Source organism: Pararhizobium sp. (assembly GCF_035497515.1).
Lineage (GTDB): Bacteria > Pseudomonadota > Alphaproteobacteria > Rhizobiales > Rhizobiaceae > Pararhizobium.
In genome coordinates, this window is record NZ_DATJDJ010000116.1 from 1 (window position 1) to 17,965 (window position 17,965).

Sequence of the window (17,965 nt, forward strand, 5' to 3'; positions counted from 1 at the left end):
CTTCGATCCGGACGCCCAGATGCAGCCGGCAGAGTGGATTGGCCTCGACTGCCTCCAGCAGGATTTTCTGGAGATCGGCACGATGCAGCACGCCATACGGTGCTTTCCAGCGGTCGCGGGCAAACCTGCCTGAAGGTACGGAGGCGATCGTGCGCAGGGAACTGCCGTCGATGAGGTTGATCGATGCCGGTTCGCTCCAGACCTGCTCAAGCCGGGATGTTAGCCCGAGCCTGTCAAGGATGCGGGTCGCATTGGGGGAAAGCTGCAGGCCGGCGCCGACTTCCATCAGCGCCGATCGTTGTTCAACGATATCGACGGCAATCCCCTTGCGGGCAAGGCTGAGGGCCGCCGCCAGCCCCGCGATCCCGGCTCCAACGACCGCGACCGGCCCGGTTTGCGTCATGATTGCACGTGTCGCTGGATGGGCTCAGGCAGCCTTGGTGTTGAAGGTGCAGCCATCCGGCACGGTCTCGTCAGCGTGGAGCTTGGCGTTGTAGCGATAGAGTGTCGAACAGTAGGAGCAGACCTTTTCGTTGTCGTCGCCCATGTCGATATAGATATGCGGGTGGTCGAAAGGCACGGAAGCGCCTGTGCACATGAATTCCTTGACGCCGATCTCGATCACCGCGTGACCGCCGTCGTTCTGGAAATGAGGAATACCGTGACCGGCCATGTGCTGCTCCACTTGCGTCGTCTGAAAGAAGGTCGAATTTCGCGGCACCATAGAAAGCTTTGCGTCAAAAGTGTAGCGGCAAAGATGCCGCGCCCTCGCGTTTTTTGCCGCACCGGGGTTTTCGCCGGCAAGGCTGTGTCTTAGGGTCGATGCGAAACAGGACCTCTCGCATGAATCTGAATCCGCCGCCCTTTTCGACCTTCCGCCATGACGGACTGGAAATAGCCTATTTCGACGAAGGCGATCCGTCCGGTGAACCCATTCTGCTGATCCACGGCTTTGCCTCCAGTGCCAATGTCAACTGGGTCTATCCGGGCTGGCTGAAGACGCTCGGCGACGCCGGCTACCGCGTCATCGCGCTCGACAATCTCGGTCATGGCGCCAGCAGCAAGCCGCATGACCCGGACTTCTATTATATCCGCCGGATGGCGACGGATGCCGTGGCACTGCTCGATCATCTCGGCATACCCGATGCGCATCTCATGGGCTATTCGATGGGCGCGCGGATTTCGGCCTTCCTGACGCTCAGATATCCCGACCGGGTTCGTTCGCTCATCCTCGGCGGGCTTGGCATCGCCATCGTCACGGGTGTCGGCGAGTGGGATCCGATTGCCGACGCGCTTCTGGCGCCGTCACTGGACGTGGTCACGGATGCGCGCGGCCGCATGTTCCGCGCCTTCGCCGATCAGACGAAAAGCGATCGGTTGGCGCTTGCTGCCTGCATCCGAACATCCCGCGACCTGATATCGGCCGAGGACATGGGCAAGATCGACGTTCCCGTGCTGATCGGCGTCGGAACGAAGGACGATATCGCCGGTTCGGGGCAGGAGCTTGCGGCACTGATCCCCAATGCCATTGCGCTGGATATTCCCGGCCGCGACCATATGCTTGCCGTCGGCGACAGGGTGTTCAAGAAGGCGGTGCTGGATTTCCTAGCCGGGGTTGGCCAGGCCTGAAACGATCAAGGCACATTTTCGTCATTTGAGCGCGGACCATTTATATCCGGCGCAATTTGGCCTATAAGCTGACAGAACGATGAAGACGAAGGAGAGCGGCAATGGTCGCCAGGACTGACTTACGCCCGGCCGAGATCGTGAAGACCATGGATCCGATCTGGGACAGTCTGCAGGAAGAGGCCCGGCTCGCAGCCCTCCAGGATCCGCTGCTGGCGGCGTTTCTCTATTCGACCATCATCAACCAGCGTTCGCTGGAAGACAGCGTCATCTACCGCATCTGTGAACGCCTTGACCACCCGGACCTGCAGGCCAACCTGCTGCGCCAGACCTTCTCCGAAATGCTGGAAGACTGGCCGGAATGGGGTTCGATCCTGCGCGTCGATATCCAGGCCGTCTACGATCGCGATCCCGCCTGCACGCGCTTCCTCGAAGCGATCCTCTATTTCAAGGGTTTTCACGCCATCCAGACCCATCGTCTGGCCCATTGGCTGATCAATCGCGGCCGCCGGGATTTCGCGCTCTATCTGCAGAGCCGGTCGTCTTCCGTCTTCCAGACGGACATCAATCCGGCGGCACGTGTGGGCAAGGGTATCTTCCTCGATCACGCGACCGGCCTCGTCGTCGGCGAAACCGCCGTGATCGGCGACAATGTGTCCATCCTGCATGGTGTCACGCTCGGCGGCACCGGCAAGGAAGGCAGCGATCGCCATCCGAAGATCGGCAATGGCGTTCTGATCGGCGCCGGCGCGAAGATCCTCGGCAACATCCATATCGGTCATTGCTCGCGTGTCGCGGCCGGTTCGGTCGTGCTCAAGGAAGTCCCGCCGAAGACCACGGTGGCCGGCGTTCCGGCGCGCGTCGTCGGCGAAGCCGGATGTTCCGAACCGTCTCGCTCCATGGACCAGTTGCTCGTTTCCTTCGAAATCTGATCCAACGTTTGCCGGTCGGCGGCAGACGGGGTTTACACCGATTGAAGCTCTGTGCGAGAAGCGGCGCAAATCAAACCGCCATGGAGAAATGTCTTGAAGCCCGACGAAATCAAAAAGCTGGAAGCCTATTTCAAACGCACGTTCAACCAGTCGATGGTGATCAAGGCGCGGCCGAAGAAGGACGAATCCGCCGAAGTCTACCTGGGCGACGAGTTTCTGGGAGTCGTTTTCCGCGATGAAGAAGACGGCGAGCTTTCGTACAACTTTTCGATGGCTATTCTCGATATCGACCTGTAACCGCTCGCTTCAGTTGAATGTGATTTGAACCCGGTCCTGACTATCAGGCCGGGTTTTTTCGTAAAATCATACTTTTTGTTTCTTTTTTTCCCAGAATTGCACGATTTTTCTTGGCTTTCATCAAGGCGTTGCAATCATAGGATTTTATTGCGTTGCACGTAAGCATTGACTTTATTGTGCAGTGCACATAAACTAGCGCCATCGCGGGCCATCAAAAAAGGAGCACCCTGATGTTCAATTTCGAAGATGCGAACAAGAAAAGCAAAGAGAACATGGACACGATGCTGAAGAGCTATGCGTCGCTGACGAAGGCGTTCCAGGCGATCGCCACCGAAGCCGCCGACTATTCCAAGAAGGCTTTCGAAGACAGCGTTGCCCATATCGAAAAGATCAGCACGGTGAAGAGCGTCGAAGCCGCTTTCGAACTCCAGACGAACTACGTCAAGTCCTCCTACGAAGGCTATGTCGCCGAAGCAACGAAAATCGGCGAAATGTATGCCGACCTCGCCAAGGGTGCCTACAAGCCGTACGAAGCCCCGGTTGCCAAGGCGACCGCTGCCGTCAAGGCTGCAGCCGCGTAAAACCCGCACCGGACAATTCGAATTTCCTGAAAACCGGCCGCGTCCTTCCGCGGCCGGTTTTTCGTTGTTGGCTGCCGCAAAAGACCCAAGAAAGTTGGTCAATCTCGCACCAGTTCATGCGAATATGATTGCAGTGCGGATCAACAGCCTTAAAATCCGAAAAAGAACCACTAGATTATGTGTCACGAACAGCCCGCGATTATCGCCGAGGCATTTGCGGCTCGACAAGGGAATGAAGTAGAATGATCGCCATGCCGGTCCGGATGCAAAATGACAGCGACGGGGATGGGGCGAATGCCAACCGTGGCACGTCTGTCATTACGCGGACAAAGCCGAAGACGAAGAAGCCAAGCCTTTATCGCGTCTTGCTTCTGAATGATGACTACACGCCGATGGAATTCGTGATCCACATTCTGGAGCGTTTTTTCCAGAAGGACCGCGAAGCGGCAACACTGATCATGCTGCATGTTCACAATCACGGCGTGGGTGAGTGCGGCGTCTTCACCTACGAAGTTGCCGAAACCAAAGTGACGCAGGTGATGGATTTCGCCCGCGAACATCAGCACCCGCTGCAATGCGTCATGGAAAAGAAATGAGGAACTGACGTGCCAACATTTTCAACCAGCCTTGAGAAGGCACTGCACCAGGCTCTGACGCTGGCCAACGAGCGCCATCACGAATATGCGACCCTGGAGCACCTGCTGCTGGCATTGATCGACGATGCCGATGCGGCGGCCGTCATGGGCGCGTGCAACGTCAACCTCGACGCTCTGCGCAAGACGGTGTCGGACTATGTCGACAACGAGTTGGGCAATCTGGTGACAGGTTATGACGAGGATTCCAAGCCGACGGCGGGATTCCAGCGCGTCATCCAGCGCGCGGTGATCCACGTCCAGTCCTCCGGGCGGGAAGAGGTGACCGGCGCCAACGTGCTCGTTGCCATCTTTGCCGAACGCGAAAGCCATGCGGCGTATTTCTTGCAGGAGCAGGAAATGACCCGCTATGACGCCGTCAACTTCATCTCGCATGGCATCGGCAAGCGTCCGGGCGCTTCGGAAGCGCGTCCGGCACGCGGCTCCGACGAACCTGAATCCGAGCAGAAGGCCTCGCGCGGCGAACAGGAGGAGGGCGGTCCGAAGAAGCAGCAGGACGCGCTGACCGCCTATTGCGTCAATCTTAACGAGAAGGCCAAGGTCGGCAAGATCGATCCGTTGATCGGCCGTCATGCCGAAGTCAATCGCACCATCCAGATCCTCTGCCGCCGCTCCAAGAACAACCCGCTTTACGTGGGGGACCCTGGCGTCGGCAAGACGGCGATCGCCGAAGGTCTCGCCAAGCGCATTGTTGAAAAGAAGGTTCCGGAAGCGTTGCAGGACGCGACCATCTTCTCGCTCGACATGGGCACGCTGCTTGCCGGCACCCGCTATCGCGGCGACTTCGAAGAGCGTTTGAAGCAGGTGGTCAAGGAACTCGAAGAGTATCCGGGCGCCGTTCTGTTCATCGACGAAATCCACACCGTGATCGGTGCCGGCGCGACATCCGGCGGCGCCATGGACGCGTCCAACCTGTTGAAGCCGGCGCTGTCTTCCGGCGCGATCCGCTGCATCGGTTCGACGACCTACAAAGAATACCGCCAGTTCTTTGAGAAGGACCGTGCCCTCGTTCGTCGTTTCCAGAAGATCGATGTCAGCGAACCGACCATCGATGACGCCATCGAGATCATGAAGGGGCTGAAGCCCTACTTCGAGGATTACCACAAGCTGAAATACTCGAACGAGGCGATCAAGTCGGCCGTCGAGCTTTCGGCGCGCTACATCAACGACCGCAAACTGCCGGACAAGGCGATCGACGTGATCGACGAAACCGGTGCGGCCCAGATGCTGCTGCCCGTCGGCAAGCGCCGCAAGCTGATCACCGAGAAGGAAATCGAAGCGACCATCGCGACGATGGCCCGCATCCCGCCTAAGACCGTGTCCAAGGACGACGAGACTGTTCTCGCCAACCTGGAAAAGGAATTGCGTTCGGTCGTCTACGGTCAGGATCTGGCAATCGAGGCTCTGTCCTCGGCGATCAAGCTCGCCCGTGCCGGCTTGCGCGAACCGAACAAGCCGATCGGCTCCTATGTCTTCTCAGGTCCGACCGGCGTCGGCAAGACCGAAGTGGCGAAGCAGCTCGCATCCTCGCTCGGTGTCGAACTGCTGCGCTTCGACATGTCGGAATACATGGAACGCCACACGGTCTCGCGACTGCTTGGCGCACCTCCCGGTTATGTCGGCTTCGACCAGGGCGGGCTATTGACCGATGGGATCGACCAGCATCCGCATTCCGTGCTGCTTCTCGACGAAATCGAAAAGGCGCATCCGGACCTGTTCAACATCCTGCTGCAGGTCATGGACCATGGCTCGCTGACGGATCATAACGGCAAGAAGATCGACTTCCGCAACGTCATCCTGATCATGACCACCAATGCCGGTGCATCGGAAATGGCCAAGGCGGCGTTCGGCTTCGGATCGGCCAAGCGCGAAGGCGAGGATGTCGAGGCGTTGAACCGCCTGTTCACACCGGAATTCCGCAACCGTCTCGATGCGGTCATTCCGTTCGCCTCGCTGCCCACGCCGGTCATCCATCAGGTTGTGCAGAAGTTCGTCATGCAGCTGGAAACGCAACTTGCCGAGCGCAACGTTACCTTCGACCTGCAGCCGGAAGCCATCGCCTGGCTCGCCGACAAGGGTTACGACGAAAAGATGGGTGCGCGGCCGCTGTCACGCGTCATCCAGGAACACATCAAGAAGCCGCTGGCCGACGAAATCCTCTTCGGCAGGCTGAAGAAGGGTGGCGTCGTCAAGGTGACGGTCGGCGAAAAGCCGGATGGCACGAAGGGCCTGTTTCTTGATTACGTTCCGGAGACGGCGCGGATCAAGCCGAAGGCGGAAGTCGTGGCGCCGGTGAGAAAATCATCGAGGGCTTCGAAGCCGAAGGACCTGGAAACGGTCGGTGCCGAGCCGGAAGGCCGGGCCAAGCCGAAAAAGGCTTCCAAGGCCGCAGCCGTGACCGAGGAGCCGGCAGCCAAGACCGCCGAGCCACCCCGCAAGGGCAGCACGGTGCCGAAGGTGCCACGCAAGAAGTAGTGGACTTGCAGATCAGAGACAGTGCCGGGCGGAATGGTCCGGCACTGTTTTTTTATGACATGAAACAGCGGATGTGTTGATGGACGAACGTGCGACGATTGGCTCCGACAGGGACTGGTTCCTTGCCGGCATGCGGGGTATTTTCAGCCTGCCGGCGATGATCCTGATGCTGTCCTTTGTCGGCTTCAGCGCCTTCACCGCCCAATCCGGCATTCCGGTCGAACAGGTGGTCTTCATGACCGGCATTGTCTGGGCGCTGCCGGCCAAGGTCATCCTGGTCAGTTCCATCCTCGGCGGCGCCAACGTGCTGGCGGCGTTCATCGCCGTGACGCTGTCATCCATCCGGCTGATGCCGATGGTCGCTGCCCTCGTTCCCGAAATCCGCACCGAGAAGACGCCGACATGGCTGCTCCTGCTGCTGTCGCATTTCGTAGCCATCACGGCCTGGGTTTTCGCCATGGAGCGCATCCAGACCGTGCCGCGCGAGCACCGGATCGCGTTTTTCGCCGGGTTCGGCATCACGTTGGTCCTGACCAACATGCTGTTGGTGGCGGTGGTCTACCAGTTCGTCGCCGAATTTCCGCCGATCGTTTCCGGATGCCTGTTCTTTCTCACTCCCGTCTATTTCCTGGCATCCATCTGGAATTCCGCGCGCCATCCGGTGATCTATGTGGCGCTGGCCGCCGGTCTTGTCGCCGGTCCCGTGTTTTATTGGCTTGTTCCGCAATTCGATATCCTGATTGCGGGCCTTGGCGGCGGTACGCTGGCCTGGCTCGCCGAGCGCCAGTGGCGTAACCGCAGCGAGGCCCGTCCATAATGGTGCTCGAAGGCTGGTGGGCCTATGTCTTCATCGCTATTGCCGGCTGGCTCGCGACCGATCTGTGGCGTTGGCTCGGAGTGATGGCAAGAAGCCGGCTGCGCGAAGATTCCGAGGTGCTGAACTGGGTGAGGGCGGTTGCGACGGCCCTGGTTGCCGCCGTCATCGCCAAGCTGATCCTCTATCCGACAGGCGTGCTCGAGCACTCGCCTCTATGGCTGCGGCTGGGTGCGGTCGCCGCCGGGGCATTCGCCTTCTTCATCGGCGGACGCAAACCGGCAATCGGCATCGCCACGGCCATCGCCGTGCTGGCGATGGGATTGTATGTGCTGGGATTTTGAAACTTTTCCGTCGCCAGCCTTACGGGGCAAAGCGCCGGTCAGGCTGCCGGAGAATAGACCGGTTCCTTCACATTTGCTGACGTCTGCCGGATTGCCAGACTATAGGCCACGCAGAAGAGGGCGAGACCACCGACCACGTCGCTGAGATGATGTCCGCCATGGAGGATGATGGCAGGCAACATCATCAGGTTGAGACATGCTGCCACCGGAAAGTAAACTCGGCTCCATCTTAGGAAGAATACGGACATGCACGCCATCAGCGTATGGACGGAGGGGAAGGCGATCAGGCCCAGTACTTTTTCAGGCGTCAGGGCGGTGACGCCGTGCGCTGCCAGATGCTTCAGTTCCTGGCCATATCCGGAATCCACGATGAGCGCCGCTCCCGGCCCGGTTATGGTGGAGACATCGTAGATATAGGATGTCCCGAAGGAGGGAAAAAAGAACCAGAAGACGATGGCAAGCAATGCACCGAGAATGCCGGTCAGCAGAAAACGATGCAACAGCAGCAGCTTTCCGGAAAAGCCGAGAAGGAGGATCACCGCAATCATCTGTATCAGCGAGGTTTGATAGACGCTGCCGAGCACGCTGACGATTGCCGGATAGTGTGACATCCAGGCGGCGAAGGAAGGCCAATCGAAACCCAAGGCCGCGTCTGACCGCAACAGGAAATCATCGATCGGTGTGAAGCGAACCGGCAGAAGCAGATAGTTGAAGACCGAGCCGGCGATCGAAAGCAGGATGAACAGGCCTGCGGCCGTCACGGGTGCCGCGATCCGGGCTTCGTTCCGCAGCGTCCGGTAAACTTGTCCGATCGCAAGACAAAAGATTCCGCAGGACACCAAAGCTGCATATCCTCCGATATCGACAGCAGCGCCGCCGAGCGCAATCAAGCCGGCGTCGAGAACGAAAAGCGTCGCAATGAGCGCAAGGATGAAACGCTCGACCGGAAGAAAGACCATGGTTGCCTCCTGCTCAGGACAGCAGATAACCGATCAATTTTAACATTGTCATAAGCGCTGCAATTTCGACCCCGGAATCCGCGGGTTTTCACGTATGCGGCAAGCCTTCATCCGCGTGGGCCAAGCTTAGCCGGCGAGCGCGTCCCTGATCTTCCCGGCATTGGCAGCCAGAACGACCCCGTCCTCCATCTTGCCGGAATGCGGCTTGAGAGCGGCGCCCTCATAGCGGGGGATGACGTGGAAATGCAGATGGAAGACCGATTGCCCGGCAGGTGCCTCGTTGAACTGCATGACGGTCACGCCATCGGCATCGAAAGCCTCCTGCGCGGCAATCGCTATCTTTTGCACCACCGCAATCAGAGGCCCAAGCGTCGCCGGGTCGGCGTCGAGGATGTTGCGCGATGGCGCCTTGGGAATGACCAGAACATGGCCTTCCGCTTGCGGCATCACGTCCATGAAGGCCAGCGTGTTGTCATCCTCGAAGACCTTGTGGGCCGGAATTTCGCCGCGCAGGATCTTGGCGAAGATATTGTTGTCGTCATAGGCGCTGCTGGTCATCCGTGTCTCCTCCACAATGGTCATGTGAATCAGTCGTCGATCTCTTGCCGCTCGCCTTTGCGAAACGGGCTGTGCTCCGTCAGGATGTCACTCATCTGCTCGACATCCTGTCGTTCGCGCTCCAGATAGTCGGCCACCGCGCGCTTCAGCCCCGGATGCGCTATGAAATGCGCGGAATGGGTCGTCATCGGCAGATAACCGCGGGCGAGCTTGTGCTCACCCTGGGCTCCGGCCTCGACACGCTTCAATCCTTTCGAGATCGCAAAATCGATCGCCTGATGATAGCAGACCTCGAAATGCAGGAAGGGGTGATCCTCGATCGCGCCCCAATGGCGGCCGTAGAGGGCATCGCTGCCAATGAAATTGATAGCGCCGGCAATATACTTGCCGTTGCGTTTCGCCATGACCAGGAGAATATCGTCCGGCATGCGTTCGCCGATCAGCGAATAGAATTTCCGGTTGAGGTAGGGACGACCCCATTTCCGGCTTCCGGTATCCATGTAGAAGCGGAAGAACTGATCCCAGATGCTTTCCGTCAGGTCCTTGCCGGTCAGCCAGTCGATGCCGATATCGTTTTCCAGCGCCGCCCGCCGTTCCTTCTTCAGCGTCTTGCGCTTGCGCGATGCCAGCGTTTCCAGGAAATCGTTGTGCGAGGCATAGCCGTCGTTGAGGAAATGGAATTGCTGGTCGGTCCGGTGCAGGAATCCGGCCCGCTCGAATGTAGGAATTTCCTCGTCCGGCACAAAGGTCACGTGCGCCGAGGATGCATGATGGCGCCGGGCGAGTTCCTGCAGACCGGCGGCCAGTGAATCGCGGACCACGGATATGTCAGCGCCGGTGGCTGTGAGCAGCCTCGGGCCGGTTGCGGGGGTAAAGGGGACAGAGGACTGCAGCTTCGGATAATAGCGTCCGCCAGCCCGTTCCAGGGCATCGGCCCAGCCGTGGTCGAAGACATATTCGCCCTGGCTGTGGTTTTTGAGATAGGAGATCAATCCGCCGGCAAGGCCGCCCTTGTCGTCTTCGATCAGCAGATGCTGGCCGAGCCACCCGGTCTCGGCCGTGGCCGAACCGGATTCCTCCAGTGCCGACAGATAGGCGTGCGAGATGAACGGATTGTAGAGACCGCCGGGCTGCCCTCTGGACGTGCCCGACAATCCATCCCAGCTTTCCTTCGAAATGTCCTCAAAGGAGGTCTCGACGCGGATTTTGACTTCGCCTGCCATACTCTAAGCGATGGGCCTTTCATTGGGGTCGAAACCCTCGAATGTCATCTGATCCGCATATTTGAATGTACGTTCGACGGCATCCTGATCCCGGACTGTCCAGGTGATGATGGCGCGCCCGACGGATTGCTGCTTCGTGATGAACGAATTTGGCAGATCGCGATAGAAATAGGAAATGAAATCAAGACCAAGCTGCATCGCTTCTTCGTGAACGGCGAACTCTTCCGGATTGATTCCACCGGCCGTCAGGCCGACCGGGTAGGGTGCATTCAGCGCCTTCAGGTCCTTGAGCAGCCAATGATCGAAGCTCATCAGCGCAACCGGTCCATCATAGCTTTCGAGCGTTTCAAGGACGGCATCCGCAAAGCCTTCGTCATCGCCGCGCCGGCCTTTCAATTCCAGCACGATCGGGACGCGGCCCTTGACCAGCCGAAGAAGCTGCCCGAGCGTCGGTACCTTGTCGGCGGTGCCGCCGATTGCAACCATGCCGAGCTCGCCGGCGGTCTTTTCGCGGATGTCACCCTTGATGCCGCACAGGCGCAGCATGTCGTCATCATGAAAGACGACCGGAACGCTGTCGGCAGTGTATTGCAGGTCGCATTCGATCGCGAAACCATTGTCTGCGGCGCGGGAGAAGGCCGACAACGTATTTTCCCAGATCGTATGATTGAGGTCATGATAGCCGCGATGCGCGATCGGCTGGGCTGTCAGCCAGGACAGGTCTTTCATGATATGCTTTCCGCTCAGGCGATTTCGATGACGGCGTCGATCTCGACGGCGGCGTTGAAGGGGAGGGCCGCCATGCCGACGGCGGCGCGGGCATGGATGCCGGCATCGCCCAGAACCTTGGCGATCAGGTTCGATGCGCCGTTGATGACCAGGTGCTGCTCCACGAAAGTCGGCTTCGAGGCGACGAAACCGTTGAGCTTGATGACGCGGCGGATGCGTGAGAGGTCACCGCCAAGGGCCGCCTTGGCCTGGGCAAGGATGTTGATGGCGCAGAGTTCGGCGGCGCGTTGGCCGGTGGCTACATCGACACCGTCGCCGAGATGGCCGGTGACGGCAATCTTGCCGCCTTCCATCGGCAACTGGCCGGAAATGTAGAGATGCGATCCGCTGATGACGAAGGGAACGTAATTGGCGGCCGGAGCTGCGGCCTGGGGCAGGGTGATTCCCAGTTCCTTGATGCGTGCTTCTATTTCTGCGGACATGGATAACTCCGGTGATTGTTGTGTTTTGCCATCAAATGCTGCATGCAAAGCCGTGATTCATGAAGTCGTGAAATACGCCTTCACGATCATCCATGCCTCGCTTTCGCCGGATCTGTTCTTATAGCATCGGCGGCGAGTCCAACAGGAGGAAACGGATGTTTCGTTCAGGCTTTGCCTCTGTCATTCTGACAGGGGTCTGTTTTTCAGGCATGACGGTCGGCGTCGTTTCCGCCGCATCGGCCAATATCCTCGTGCCGCACCGCGCGGTCTATGACCTGGAGCTGAAAGACGCCTCCGAACGATCCGGCATTTCCGGAATGTACGGCCGCATGGTCTATGAATTCAACGGCTCGGCCTGCGAGGGCTATACCGTCAGCTTCCGCTTCGTCACCAAGGTCGATACCGGCGAGGAGGTCAAGCTGACCGACCAGCAGACGACGACCTACGAAGACCTGAAGAACGGCAACTTTCGCTTCCTGACGCGATCCTTCACCGACGAGAAGCTCGACAAGGAAGTGCGCGGCTCCGCCCACGAGGCCAAGGAAGGCGTCAAGGTCGATCTGACCTCGCCGGACAAGCGGGAGGTCGATCTCGCAGAGAGCCTGTTTCCGACCGAGCATATGCTCGAGGTGATCGATCATGCCAAGAAGGGCGAAAAGCTATTCGAATCCCGCATCTTCGATGGCTCCGATTCGGGCGACAAGACGCTGATCACCACAACGATGGTGGGCAAACTGCAGCAGCCAGTGGCAAGCGATACCGAAACCGGCGATGCCGACAAGGCAGGCGCCATGGCGGCAAAACCCTATTGGCCGGTGACCATTTCCTATTTCAACGACGAGGCTTCGGGCGACGCCCTGCCGATCTACCGCATGGAGTTCAAGCTGTATGAAAACGGAATCACCCGTGACCTGACGATGGACTACGGCGATTTCGTCCTGACCGGCAAGCTGGCCGACCTTGAAATGTTCAAGGAAGGCGACTGTAAATAGGCTCTGGCAGCCTGCGCGGCGGTATTTCGCACCTGCGCCCTTGATTTATCGGGCGACAGCGGGTAAGGGCACCGCATTCCACACGTAAGGTTTGGGGCCGTCCGGGAGAAATCCGGTCAGTTCCACCCGGTGGCATCTTCAACGAAGATGCTGTTTGCCTTGCGGAGGTTCAACCGGAAAAGGAGAAAAAGGCATGGCATTGCCTGATTTCAGCATGCGTCAGCTCTTGGAAGCTGGCGTTCACTTCGGCCACCAGACTCACCGCTGGAACCCGAAAATGAAGCCGTACATCTTCGGCGATCGTTCTAACGTTCACATCATCGATCTCGCGCAGACCGTTCCGCTTCTGTCGCGCGCGCTGCAGACCGTCAGCGACACCGTTGCCAAGGGCGGCCGTGTTCTGTTCGTCGGTACCAAGCGCCAGGCATCCGAAATCATCGCCGATGCTGCCAAGCGTTCGGCCCAGTATTACGTCAATGCCCGCTGGCTCGGCGGCATGATGACCAACTGGAAGACGATTTCGAACTCGATCCAGCGCCTGCGCAAGCTCGACGAAATCCTCGCATCGGAAGGCTCCGGCTATTCGAAGAAGGAACGCCTGAACCTCGAGCGCGAACGCGAAAAGCTCAACCGTGCCCTCGGCGGTATCCGCGACATGGGCGGCGTTCCGGACCTGATGTTCATCATCGATACCAACAAGGAATCGATCGCGATCGAAGAAGCCAAGCGTCTTGGCATCCCGGTCGTTGCCATCATCGATTCGAACTGCGACCCGGACCAGATCGACTTCCCGATCCCCGGCAACGACGACGCTTCGCGCGCGATCTCGCTCTACTGCGATCTGATCTCCCGTGCGGCACTCGATGGCATTGCCCGTCAGCAGAGCTCCTCGGGCCGTGATCTCGGCGCCTCTTCCGATCTGCCGCTCGAGCCGGCTCTCGAAGAAGCTGCCGAAGCCTGATAAGGCCGAATGGCGGGCAAGCCCGCTATTCCATTCAGACAATCAGGATAAGGCCGTTTACGACTGAAGAAGTGAACGGCCTTGTTCTTTTGCATCGGGTGAGCCTTTTGACGCCGCCCGCGGAAGATGCGCATCGTCGCGATGAAGCTTTTCATCACGATGTCACATTCAGGGGTCATGCCCTGCCACACCCTCCTGGTAACGCGCCGGTATTCTGGCAGCGCGCCAGCCGAACAAACGAAGAGGCAAAAAAGATGAGCACTATTACTGCAGCAATGGTGAAGGAACTGCGCGAAGCGACCGGCGCAGGCATGATGGATTGCAAGAAGGCACTCAACGAAACCAACGGCGACATGGAAGCGGCGATCGACTGGCTGCGTGCCAAAGGTATCGCCAAGGCTGACAAGAAGGCCGGCCGTGCGGCTGCCGAAGGTCTGATCGGTATCGCTTCGAGCGGCACCAAGGCCGTCGTCGTCGAACTCAACTCCGAAACCGACTTCGTTGCCCGCAACGATGCATTTCAGGATCTGGTCCGCGGCATCGCTGCCGTTGCTCTCGAAACCAACGGAACCATCGAAGCGATCTCCGCTGCCACCTATCCGGCAACCGGCAAGTCCGTCGCTGAAACCGTCACGGACGCGATTGCCACCATCGGTGAAAACATGACGCTGCGCCGTTCGGCCCTGCTGTCGGTCGAAGACGGTGTCGTCGCCACCTACGTCCACAACTCGGTTGCTGATGGCCTTGGCAAGCTCGGCGTTCTCGTCGCCCTGAAGTCGACCGGCGACAAGACCGCGCTGAACGCTATCGGCCGCCAGGTTGCCATGCACATCGCCGCGACCAACCCGCTCGCCATCCACTCGACGGAAGTCGATGCCGCCGTTGCCGAGCGCGAGCGCAACATCTTCATCGAGCAGTCCCGCGCATCGGGCAAGCCGGACAACATCATCGAGAAGATGGTCGATGGCCGCATGCGCAAGTTCTTCGAGGAAGTCGCCCTGCTGTCGCAGGCTTTCGTCATGAACCCGGACCTGACCGTCGAAGCTGCCGTCAAGGAAGCTGAAAAGACCGTCGGCGCGCCGATCGAGGTTGTCGGCATGGCCCGCCTTCTGCTCGGCGAAGGCGTCGAAAAGGAAGAGACCGACTTCGCCGCTGAAGTGGCTGCCGTCGCCAAGGGTTGATTTCTTCATCCTGATTGGGAAAACCATCGTCCTTGTTGGGAAACAGTCGGGGCATCGCGTGACAACGCGGTGCCCTTCGTGTATCCGGCATCATCATCCCATCGGCGTAGGCTCCTCCGGAGATAATCCGGGGCGATATCGGCCGCGCGGGGACCAAAGATCAGTTTTGTGCACCATCTTGCATGTGTGCCTTCTTGGACAGGAGTGACGATGCCGGCCAAACCTCTCTACAAACGTGTGCTGCTGAAGGCTTCCGGCGAAGCGCTGATGGGAAACCAGGGGTTCGGCATCGATGTCGCGGTCGCCGACCGAATCGCCTCCGACATTGCAGAAGCACGCGCAATGGGAGTGGAAGTCGGTGTCGTGGTCGGCGGCGGCAACATTTTTCGTGGCGTCGCTGTCGCATCCAAGGGCGGCGACCGGGTGACCGGCGATCACATGGGCATGCTGGCCACGATCATCAACGCGCTGGCGCTGGCGACCTCGCTGCGCAAGCTCGACATCGATACCGTGGTTCTTTCGGCAATCGCCATGCCGGAAATCTGCGAAAGCTTTTCGCAGCGCGCCACGCTCTATCATCTGTCGCTCGGCCGGGTGGTGATCTTTGCCGGCGGCACGGGCAATCCATTCTTCACGACGGATTCGGCCGCCGCGCTGCGCGCCGCCGAAATGGGCGCGGAGGCGATCTTCAAGGGCACGCAGGTTGACGGCATCTATAGCGCGGATCCGAAGAAGGACCCGACCGCGACCCGCTACGACCGCCTGACGCACAGCGAAGTGCTGCAGCAGGGGCTTGCCGTCATGGATGTCGCCGCCGTTGCGCTGGCGCGTGAAAACAGCATTCCGATCATCGTTTTCTCGATCCACGAGAAGGGCGGATTCGCTGAAATCTTGACCGGCGGCGGCCGAGCGACCATCGTTACCGACAATTGAGCTTGAGGGCGGCGTCACTGCCGCCGTGATAAACGGGAGTTTGATCCATGAGTGAAGGTATTGACCTGAACGACCTGAAGCGCCGCATGGATGGCGCCATTGCCGCTTTCAAAAGCGATATCGCCTCCTTGCGGACGGGGCGCGCATCGGCCAACGTGCTCGATCCGGTCATGGTGGAAGCCTATGGTTCGCGCGTTCCGCTGAACCAGGTTGCCAATATCACCGTTCCCGAAGCCCGCATGCTCGGCGTTTCGATCTGGGACAAATCGATGGTCAATGCCGTCGATCGCGCCATCCGCGAATCGAATCTCGGCCTCAATCCGATCGTCGACGGCCAGAATCTGCGCATTCCGCTGCCCGAACTCAACGAAGAGCGTCGCCGGTCGCTGGTGAAGGTTGCTCATGACTATACCGAAAAGGCGAAGATTGCCGTGCGCAACGTTCGCCGCGACGGCATGGACAGTCTGAAAAAAGCCGAAAAAGACGGCGACATCGGCCAGGACATCAGCCGCAGCCAGTCGGAAAAGGTCCAGAAAATGACGGATGAGATGATTTCCGACATCGACCGCTTGCTCGCCGATAAGGAAAAGGAAATCATGCAGGTATAGTCTGCATTTTTCGAGTCTCTGTTTTTCCGGACCATCGATGTCAAACCCGTTGCTCAGAAATGTCCCCACGCATGTTGCCATCATCATGGATGGCAACGGCCGTTGGGCCAATTCGCGCGGGCTTCCGCGCACGATGGGGCATCGCAAGGGCGTGGAGGCTGTCCGCGAGGCGGTCCGCACCGCAGGCGAGGTTGGCATCCGCTACCTGACGCTCTTTGCCTTTTCCTCTGAGAACTGGAGCCGGCCGGAAGCGGAAGTGTCCGACCTGATGGGGCTGCTCAAGGCCTTCATCCGCCGTGATCTTGCCGACCTGCATCACCAGAATGTCCGCATTCGGGTGATCGGCGACAAGACCAATCTGCGCAGCGATATCCTGCCCCTGCTTCTGGAGGCGGAGGATACGACGCGCGGCAATACCGGCATCACGCTGGTGATCGCCTTCAATTACGGTTCCCGTGACGAGATGACCCGCGCCATGCGCGCCCTGGCTATCGACGTCGCGCAGGGTCGCCTGACGGCGGACCAGATCACGCCTGAGCGCATCGCCAGCAAGCTCGACACGGCCGACATTCCGGATCCGGATCTCGTCCTGCGCACCAGCGGCGAAGAACGGCTGTCGAATTTCCTCCTGTGGCAGGCGGCCTATTCCGAACTTCTGTTCATTCCGGAACTCTGGCCTGATTTCACCCGCGAGGTGTTCCTGGCCGCATTGAAGACCTATGCCGGACGGGAGCGCCGCTTCGGTGGGCTGTCCCAGCCGACAATGGCGGTCGGTTCCTGATGCAGAGCGAACTACGACTGCGCATCATCTCCGGCATCGTGCTTGCCGCCATCGCGCTTGGCGCGACCTGGGCCGGCGGAACCGTGTTCCAGATTCTCTCTGTCGCGATCGCGCTGCTCGTCTACTATGAATGGTCGACGGTCACGCGGCTGGGGGAACGGGATTTTCAAGGCAATGCATTCGGCTGGCTGTCGCAGGCCGTCATCGCCGTACTGATCCTCCTCGACAATTCGAACCTGACGCTCCTGATCCTGGCTGGTTTTACCATTGCCGCCGCAATCTGGGTGCTGATCCGGCGCGGGACATGGTGGCTGCCGGGAGGCATCGTTTATGCCGGACTAACCGGAATTTCGCTCTCCGCGATCCGCGGCGACAGCGATATCGGCCTGCTGGCGATGATCTTTGTCTTTGCGGTCGTCTGGGCGACGGACATTCTCGCCTATTTCACCGGCAGGGCGATCGGCGGGCCGAAGCTCGCGCCGCGAATATCGCCCGGCAAGACCTGGTCCGGCGCGATCGGTGGCGCCGTTTCCGGTGTGATCGCCGGCGTCTTGGTGTTCATGAGCCATTTTTCGCTCGATGATGTCAGCATTCCGCTGCTGGCTTTTGTACTTTCCGTTTCCAGCCAGGTCGGCGATCTCTTTGAATCCTATATCAAGCGCCGGTTTGGCGTGAAGGATTCGAGCAAGCTCATCCCCGGCCACGGCGGCGTCATGGACCGGGTCGACGGTCTTGTTTTTGCCTGTTTTGCCGCGCTTCTGATTGCTCTCGTGCAAGTCATCTCCGCTGGCGGACAGACTGCGCCCATAGGGGCAATCCTGCTCGGGCCGTAACGG

At 59.5% G+C, this 17,965-nt stretch carries 22 protein-coding genes; 15 read left to right on the plus strand and 7 right to left on the minus strand.

Annotated elements, in window-relative coordinates; translation table 11 throughout:
• Nucleotides 1-403: FAD-dependent monooxygenase (locus VL202_RS12455; protein ID WP_325464434.1), on the minus strand; the 403-nt coding region annotated here is incomplete at its 3' end.
• Nucleotides 404-427: 24 nt separating this feature from the next.
• Complete coding sequence (locus VL202_RS12460; RefSeq protein ID WP_325464435.1) at nt 428-673, minus strand: zinc-finger domain-containing protein; 246 nt, start codon at nt 671-673, stop codon at nt 428-430.
• A 170-nt stretch (nt 674-843) separates the two neighbouring features.
• Between VL202_RS12460 and VL202_RS12465 the strand changes: the two genes are divergently transcribed.
• From VL202_RS12465 to VL202_RS12500, 8 genes are all read left to right on the plus strand, one after another.
• Nucleotides 844-1,629 carry an alpha/beta hydrolase gene (locus VL202_RS12465; protein WP_325464436.1) on the plus strand — a complete coding sequence of 262 codons (786 nt, stop codon included), beginning with the start codon at nt 844-846 and terminating at the stop codon, nt 1,627-1,629.
• 101 nt (nt 1,630-1,730) lie between these two features.
• Nucleotides 1,731-2,558 (plus strand): serine O-acetyltransferase, encoded by an 828-nt coding sequence (gene cysE / locus VL202_RS12470; protein WP_325464437.1) that lies wholly within the window; start codon nt 1,731-1,733, stop codon nt 2,556-2,558.
• A gap of 93 nt (nt 2,559-2,651) precedes the next feature.
• Nucleotides 2,652-2,855, plus strand: coding sequence for a DUF3126 family protein (locus VL202_RS12475; protein ID WP_325464438.1), 204 nt, complete (start codon nt 2,652-2,654; stop codon nt 2,853-2,855).
• 230 nt (nt 2,856-3,085) lie between these two features.
• Nucleotides 3,086-3,436, plus strand: a complete 351-nt coding sequence (locus tag VL202_RS12480; protein WP_325464439.1) for a phasin family protein — start codon at nt 3,086-3,088, stop codon at nt 3,434-3,436.
• 242 nt (nt 3,437-3,678) lie between these two features.
• Nucleotides 3,679-4,032, plus strand: coding sequence for an ATP-dependent Clp protease adapter ClpS (gene clpS, locus VL202_RS12485; protein ID WP_325464440.1), 354 nt, complete (start codon nt 3,679-3,681; stop codon nt 4,030-4,032).
• A 9-nt stretch (nt 4,033-4,041) separates the two neighbouring features.
• Nucleotides 4,042-6,564, plus strand: a complete 2,523-nt coding sequence (gene clpA / locus VL202_RS12490; RefSeq protein WP_325464441.1) for an ATP-dependent Clp protease ATP-binding subunit ClpA — start codon at nt 4,042-4,044, stop codon at nt 6,562-6,564.
• 79 nt (nt 6,565-6,643) lie between these two features.
• Nucleotides 6,644-7,381 (plus strand): AzlC family ABC transporter permease, encoded by a 738-nt coding sequence (locus VL202_RS12495; RefSeq protein ID WP_325464442.1) that lies wholly within the window; start codon nt 6,644-6,646, stop codon nt 7,379-7,381.
• A complete protein-coding gene (locus VL202_RS12500; protein ID WP_325464443.1) occupies nt 7,381-7,722 on the plus strand; it encodes an AzlD domain-containing protein in 342 nt (113 codons plus the stop codon). The genes VL202_RS12495 and VL202_RS12500 overlap by 1 nt, the downstream gene beginning before the upstream one ends.
• Nucleotides 7,723-7,760: 38 nt before the next feature.
• Here the strand turns inward: VL202_RS12500 and VL202_RS12505 are convergent, their stop codons facing one another.
• The 5 genes from VL202_RS12505 to VL202_RS12525 all read right to left on the minus strand — a co-directional run bounded on the left by VL202_RS12505 (nt 7,761) and on the right by VL202_RS12525 (nt 11,673).
• The gene (locus VL202_RS12505) at nt 7,761-8,681 is read right to left on the minus strand and encodes a phosphatase PAP2 family protein (protein ID WP_325464444.1); all 921 of its coding nucleotides are present in this window, start codon (nt 8,679-8,681) and stop codon (nt 7,761-7,763) included.
• Nucleotides 8,682-8,807: 126 nt separating this feature from the next.
• A complete protein-coding gene (locus VL202_RS12510) occupies nt 8,808-9,239 on the minus strand; it encodes an HIT family protein (RefSeq protein WP_325464445.1) in 432 nt (143 codons plus the stop codon).
• 29 nt (nt 9,240-9,268) lie between these two features.
• Nucleotides 9,269-10,462 (minus strand): GNAT family N-acetyltransferase, encoded by a 1,194-nt coding sequence (locus VL202_RS12515; RefSeq protein WP_325464446.1) that lies wholly within the window; start codon nt 10,460-10,462, stop codon nt 9,269-9,271.
• 3 nt (nt 10,463-10,465) lie between these two features.
• Nucleotides 10,466-11,191 carry a glycerophosphodiester phosphodiesterase gene (locus tag VL202_RS12520; protein WP_325464447.1) on the minus strand — a complete coding sequence of 242 codons (726 nt, stop codon included), beginning with the start codon at nt 11,189-11,191 and terminating at the stop codon, nt 10,466-10,468.
• A gap of 14 nt (nt 11,192-11,205) precedes the next feature.
• Nucleotides 11,206-11,673, minus strand: coding sequence for a RidA family protein (locus tag VL202_RS12525; RefSeq protein ID WP_325464448.1), 468 nt, complete (start codon nt 11,671-11,673; stop codon nt 11,206-11,208).
• A 155-nt stretch (nt 11,674-11,828) separates the two neighbouring features.
• Between VL202_RS12525 and VL202_RS12530 the strand changes: the two genes are divergently transcribed.
• From VL202_RS12530 to VL202_RS12560, 7 genes are all read left to right on the plus strand, one after another.
• Complete coding sequence (locus VL202_RS12530) at nt 11,829-12,665, plus strand: cell envelope integrity EipB family protein (RefSeq protein WP_325464449.1); 837 nt, start codon at nt 11,829-11,831, stop codon at nt 12,663-12,665.
• A gap of 193 nt (nt 12,666-12,858) precedes the next feature.
• Nucleotides 12,859-13,626, plus strand: coding sequence for a 30S ribosomal protein S2 (rpsB, locus tag VL202_RS12535; RefSeq protein WP_325464450.1), 768 nt, complete (start codon nt 12,859-12,861; stop codon nt 13,624-13,626).
• Between the two features lie 254 nt (nt 13,627-13,880).
• Nucleotides 13,881-14,807, plus strand: a complete 927-nt coding sequence (gene tsf / locus VL202_RS12540; protein WP_325464451.1) for a translation elongation factor Ts — start codon at nt 13,881-13,883, stop codon at nt 14,805-14,807.
• Between the two features lie 210 nt (nt 14,808-15,017).
• The gene (gene pyrH, locus VL202_RS12545) at nt 15,018-15,740 is read left to right on the plus strand and encodes a UMP kinase (protein ID WP_325464452.1); all 723 of its coding nucleotides are present in this window, start codon (nt 15,018-15,020) and stop codon (nt 15,738-15,740) included.
• Between the two features lie 47 nt (nt 15,741-15,787).
• Nucleotides 15,788-16,348: a ribosome recycling factor gene (gene frr, locus VL202_RS12550; protein WP_325464453.1), complete on the plus strand. Its 561-nt coding sequence runs from the start codon at nt 15,788-15,790 to the stop codon at nt 16,346-16,348.
• 37 nt (nt 16,349-16,385) lie between these two features.
• A complete protein-coding gene (locus VL202_RS12555; protein ID WP_325464454.1) occupies nt 16,386-17,129 on the plus strand; it encodes an isoprenyl transferase in 744 nt (247 codons plus the stop codon).
• Nucleotides 17,129-17,962: a phosphatidate cytidylyltransferase gene (locus VL202_RS12560; protein WP_325464455.1), complete on the plus strand. Its 834-nt coding sequence runs from the start codon at nt 17,129-17,131 to the stop codon at nt 17,960-17,962. The genes VL202_RS12555 and VL202_RS12560 overlap by 1 nt, the downstream gene beginning before the upstream one ends.
• Nucleotides 17,963-17,965: the final 3 nt, after the last annotated feature.

Coding starts and splice junctions, on each gene's coding strand:
- VL202_RS12520 (WP_325464447.1), bottom strand. CDS start 11,191: ATGAAAGACCTGTCCTGGCTGACAGCCCAGCCGATCGCGCATCGCGGC.
- VL202_RS12505 (WP_325464444.1), bottom strand. CDS start 8,681: ATGGTCTTTCTTCCGGTCGAGCGTTTCATCCTTGCGCTCATTGCGACG.
- rpsB (WP_325464450.1), top strand. CDS start 12,859: ATGGCATTGCCTGATTTCAGCATGCGTCAGCTCTTGGAAGCTGGCGTT.
- clpS (WP_325464440.1), top strand. CDS start 3,679: ATGATCGCCATGCCGGTCCGGATGCAAAATGACAGCGACGGGGATGGG.
- tsf (WP_325464451.1), top strand. CDS start 13,881: ATGAGCACTATTACTGCAGCAATGGTGAAGGAACTGCGCGAAGCGACC.
- VL202_RS12555 (WP_325464454.1), top strand. CDS start 16,386: ATGTCAAACCCGTTGCTCAGAAATGTCCCCACGCATGTTGCCATCATC.
- VL202_RS12480 (WP_325464439.1), top strand. CDS start 3,086: ATGTTCAATTTCGAAGATGCGAACAAGAAAAGCAAAGAGAACATGGAC.
- VL202_RS12465 (WP_325464436.1), top strand. CDS start 844: ATGAATCTGAATCCGCCGCCCTTTTCGACCTTCCGCCATGACGGACTG.
- VL202_RS12530 (WP_325464449.1), top strand. CDS start 11,829: ATGTTTCGTTCAGGCTTTGCCTCTGTCATTCTGACAGGGGTCTGTTTT.
- frr (WP_325464453.1), top strand. CDS start 15,788: ATGAGTGAAGGTATTGACCTGAACGACCTGAAGCGCCGCATGGATGGC.
- cysE (WP_325464437.1), top strand. CDS start 1,731: ATGGTCGCCAGGACTGACTTACGCCCGGCCGAGATCGTGAAGACCATG.
- pyrH (WP_325464452.1), top strand. CDS start 15,018: ATGCCGGCCAAACCTCTCTACAAACGTGTGCTGCTGAAGGCTTCCGGC.
- VL202_RS12510 (WP_325464445.1), bottom strand. CDS start 9,239: ATGACCAGCAGCGCCTATGACGACAACAATATCTTCGCCAAGATCCTG.
- VL202_RS12500 (WP_325464443.1), top strand. CDS start 7,381: ATGGTGCTCGAAGGCTGGTGGGCCTATGTCTTCATCGCTATTGCCGGC.
- VL202_RS12560 (WP_325464455.1), top strand. CDS start 17,129: ATGCAGAGCGAACTACGACTGCGCATCATCTCCGGCATCGTGCTTGCC.
- VL202_RS12525 (WP_325464448.1), bottom strand. CDS start 11,673: ATGTCCGCAGAAATAGAAGCACGCATCAAGGAACTGGGAATCACCCTG.
- VL202_RS12515 (WP_325464446.1), bottom strand. CDS start 10,462: ATGGCAGGCGAAGTCAAAATCCGCGTCGAGACCTCCTTTGAGGACATT.
- VL202_RS12460 (WP_325464435.1), bottom strand. CDS start 673: ATGGCCGGTCACGGTATTCCTCATTTCCAGAACGACGGCGGTCACGCG.
- VL202_RS12495 (WP_325464442.1), top strand. CDS start 6,644: ATGGACGAACGTGCGACGATTGGCTCCGACAGGGACTGGTTCCTTGCC.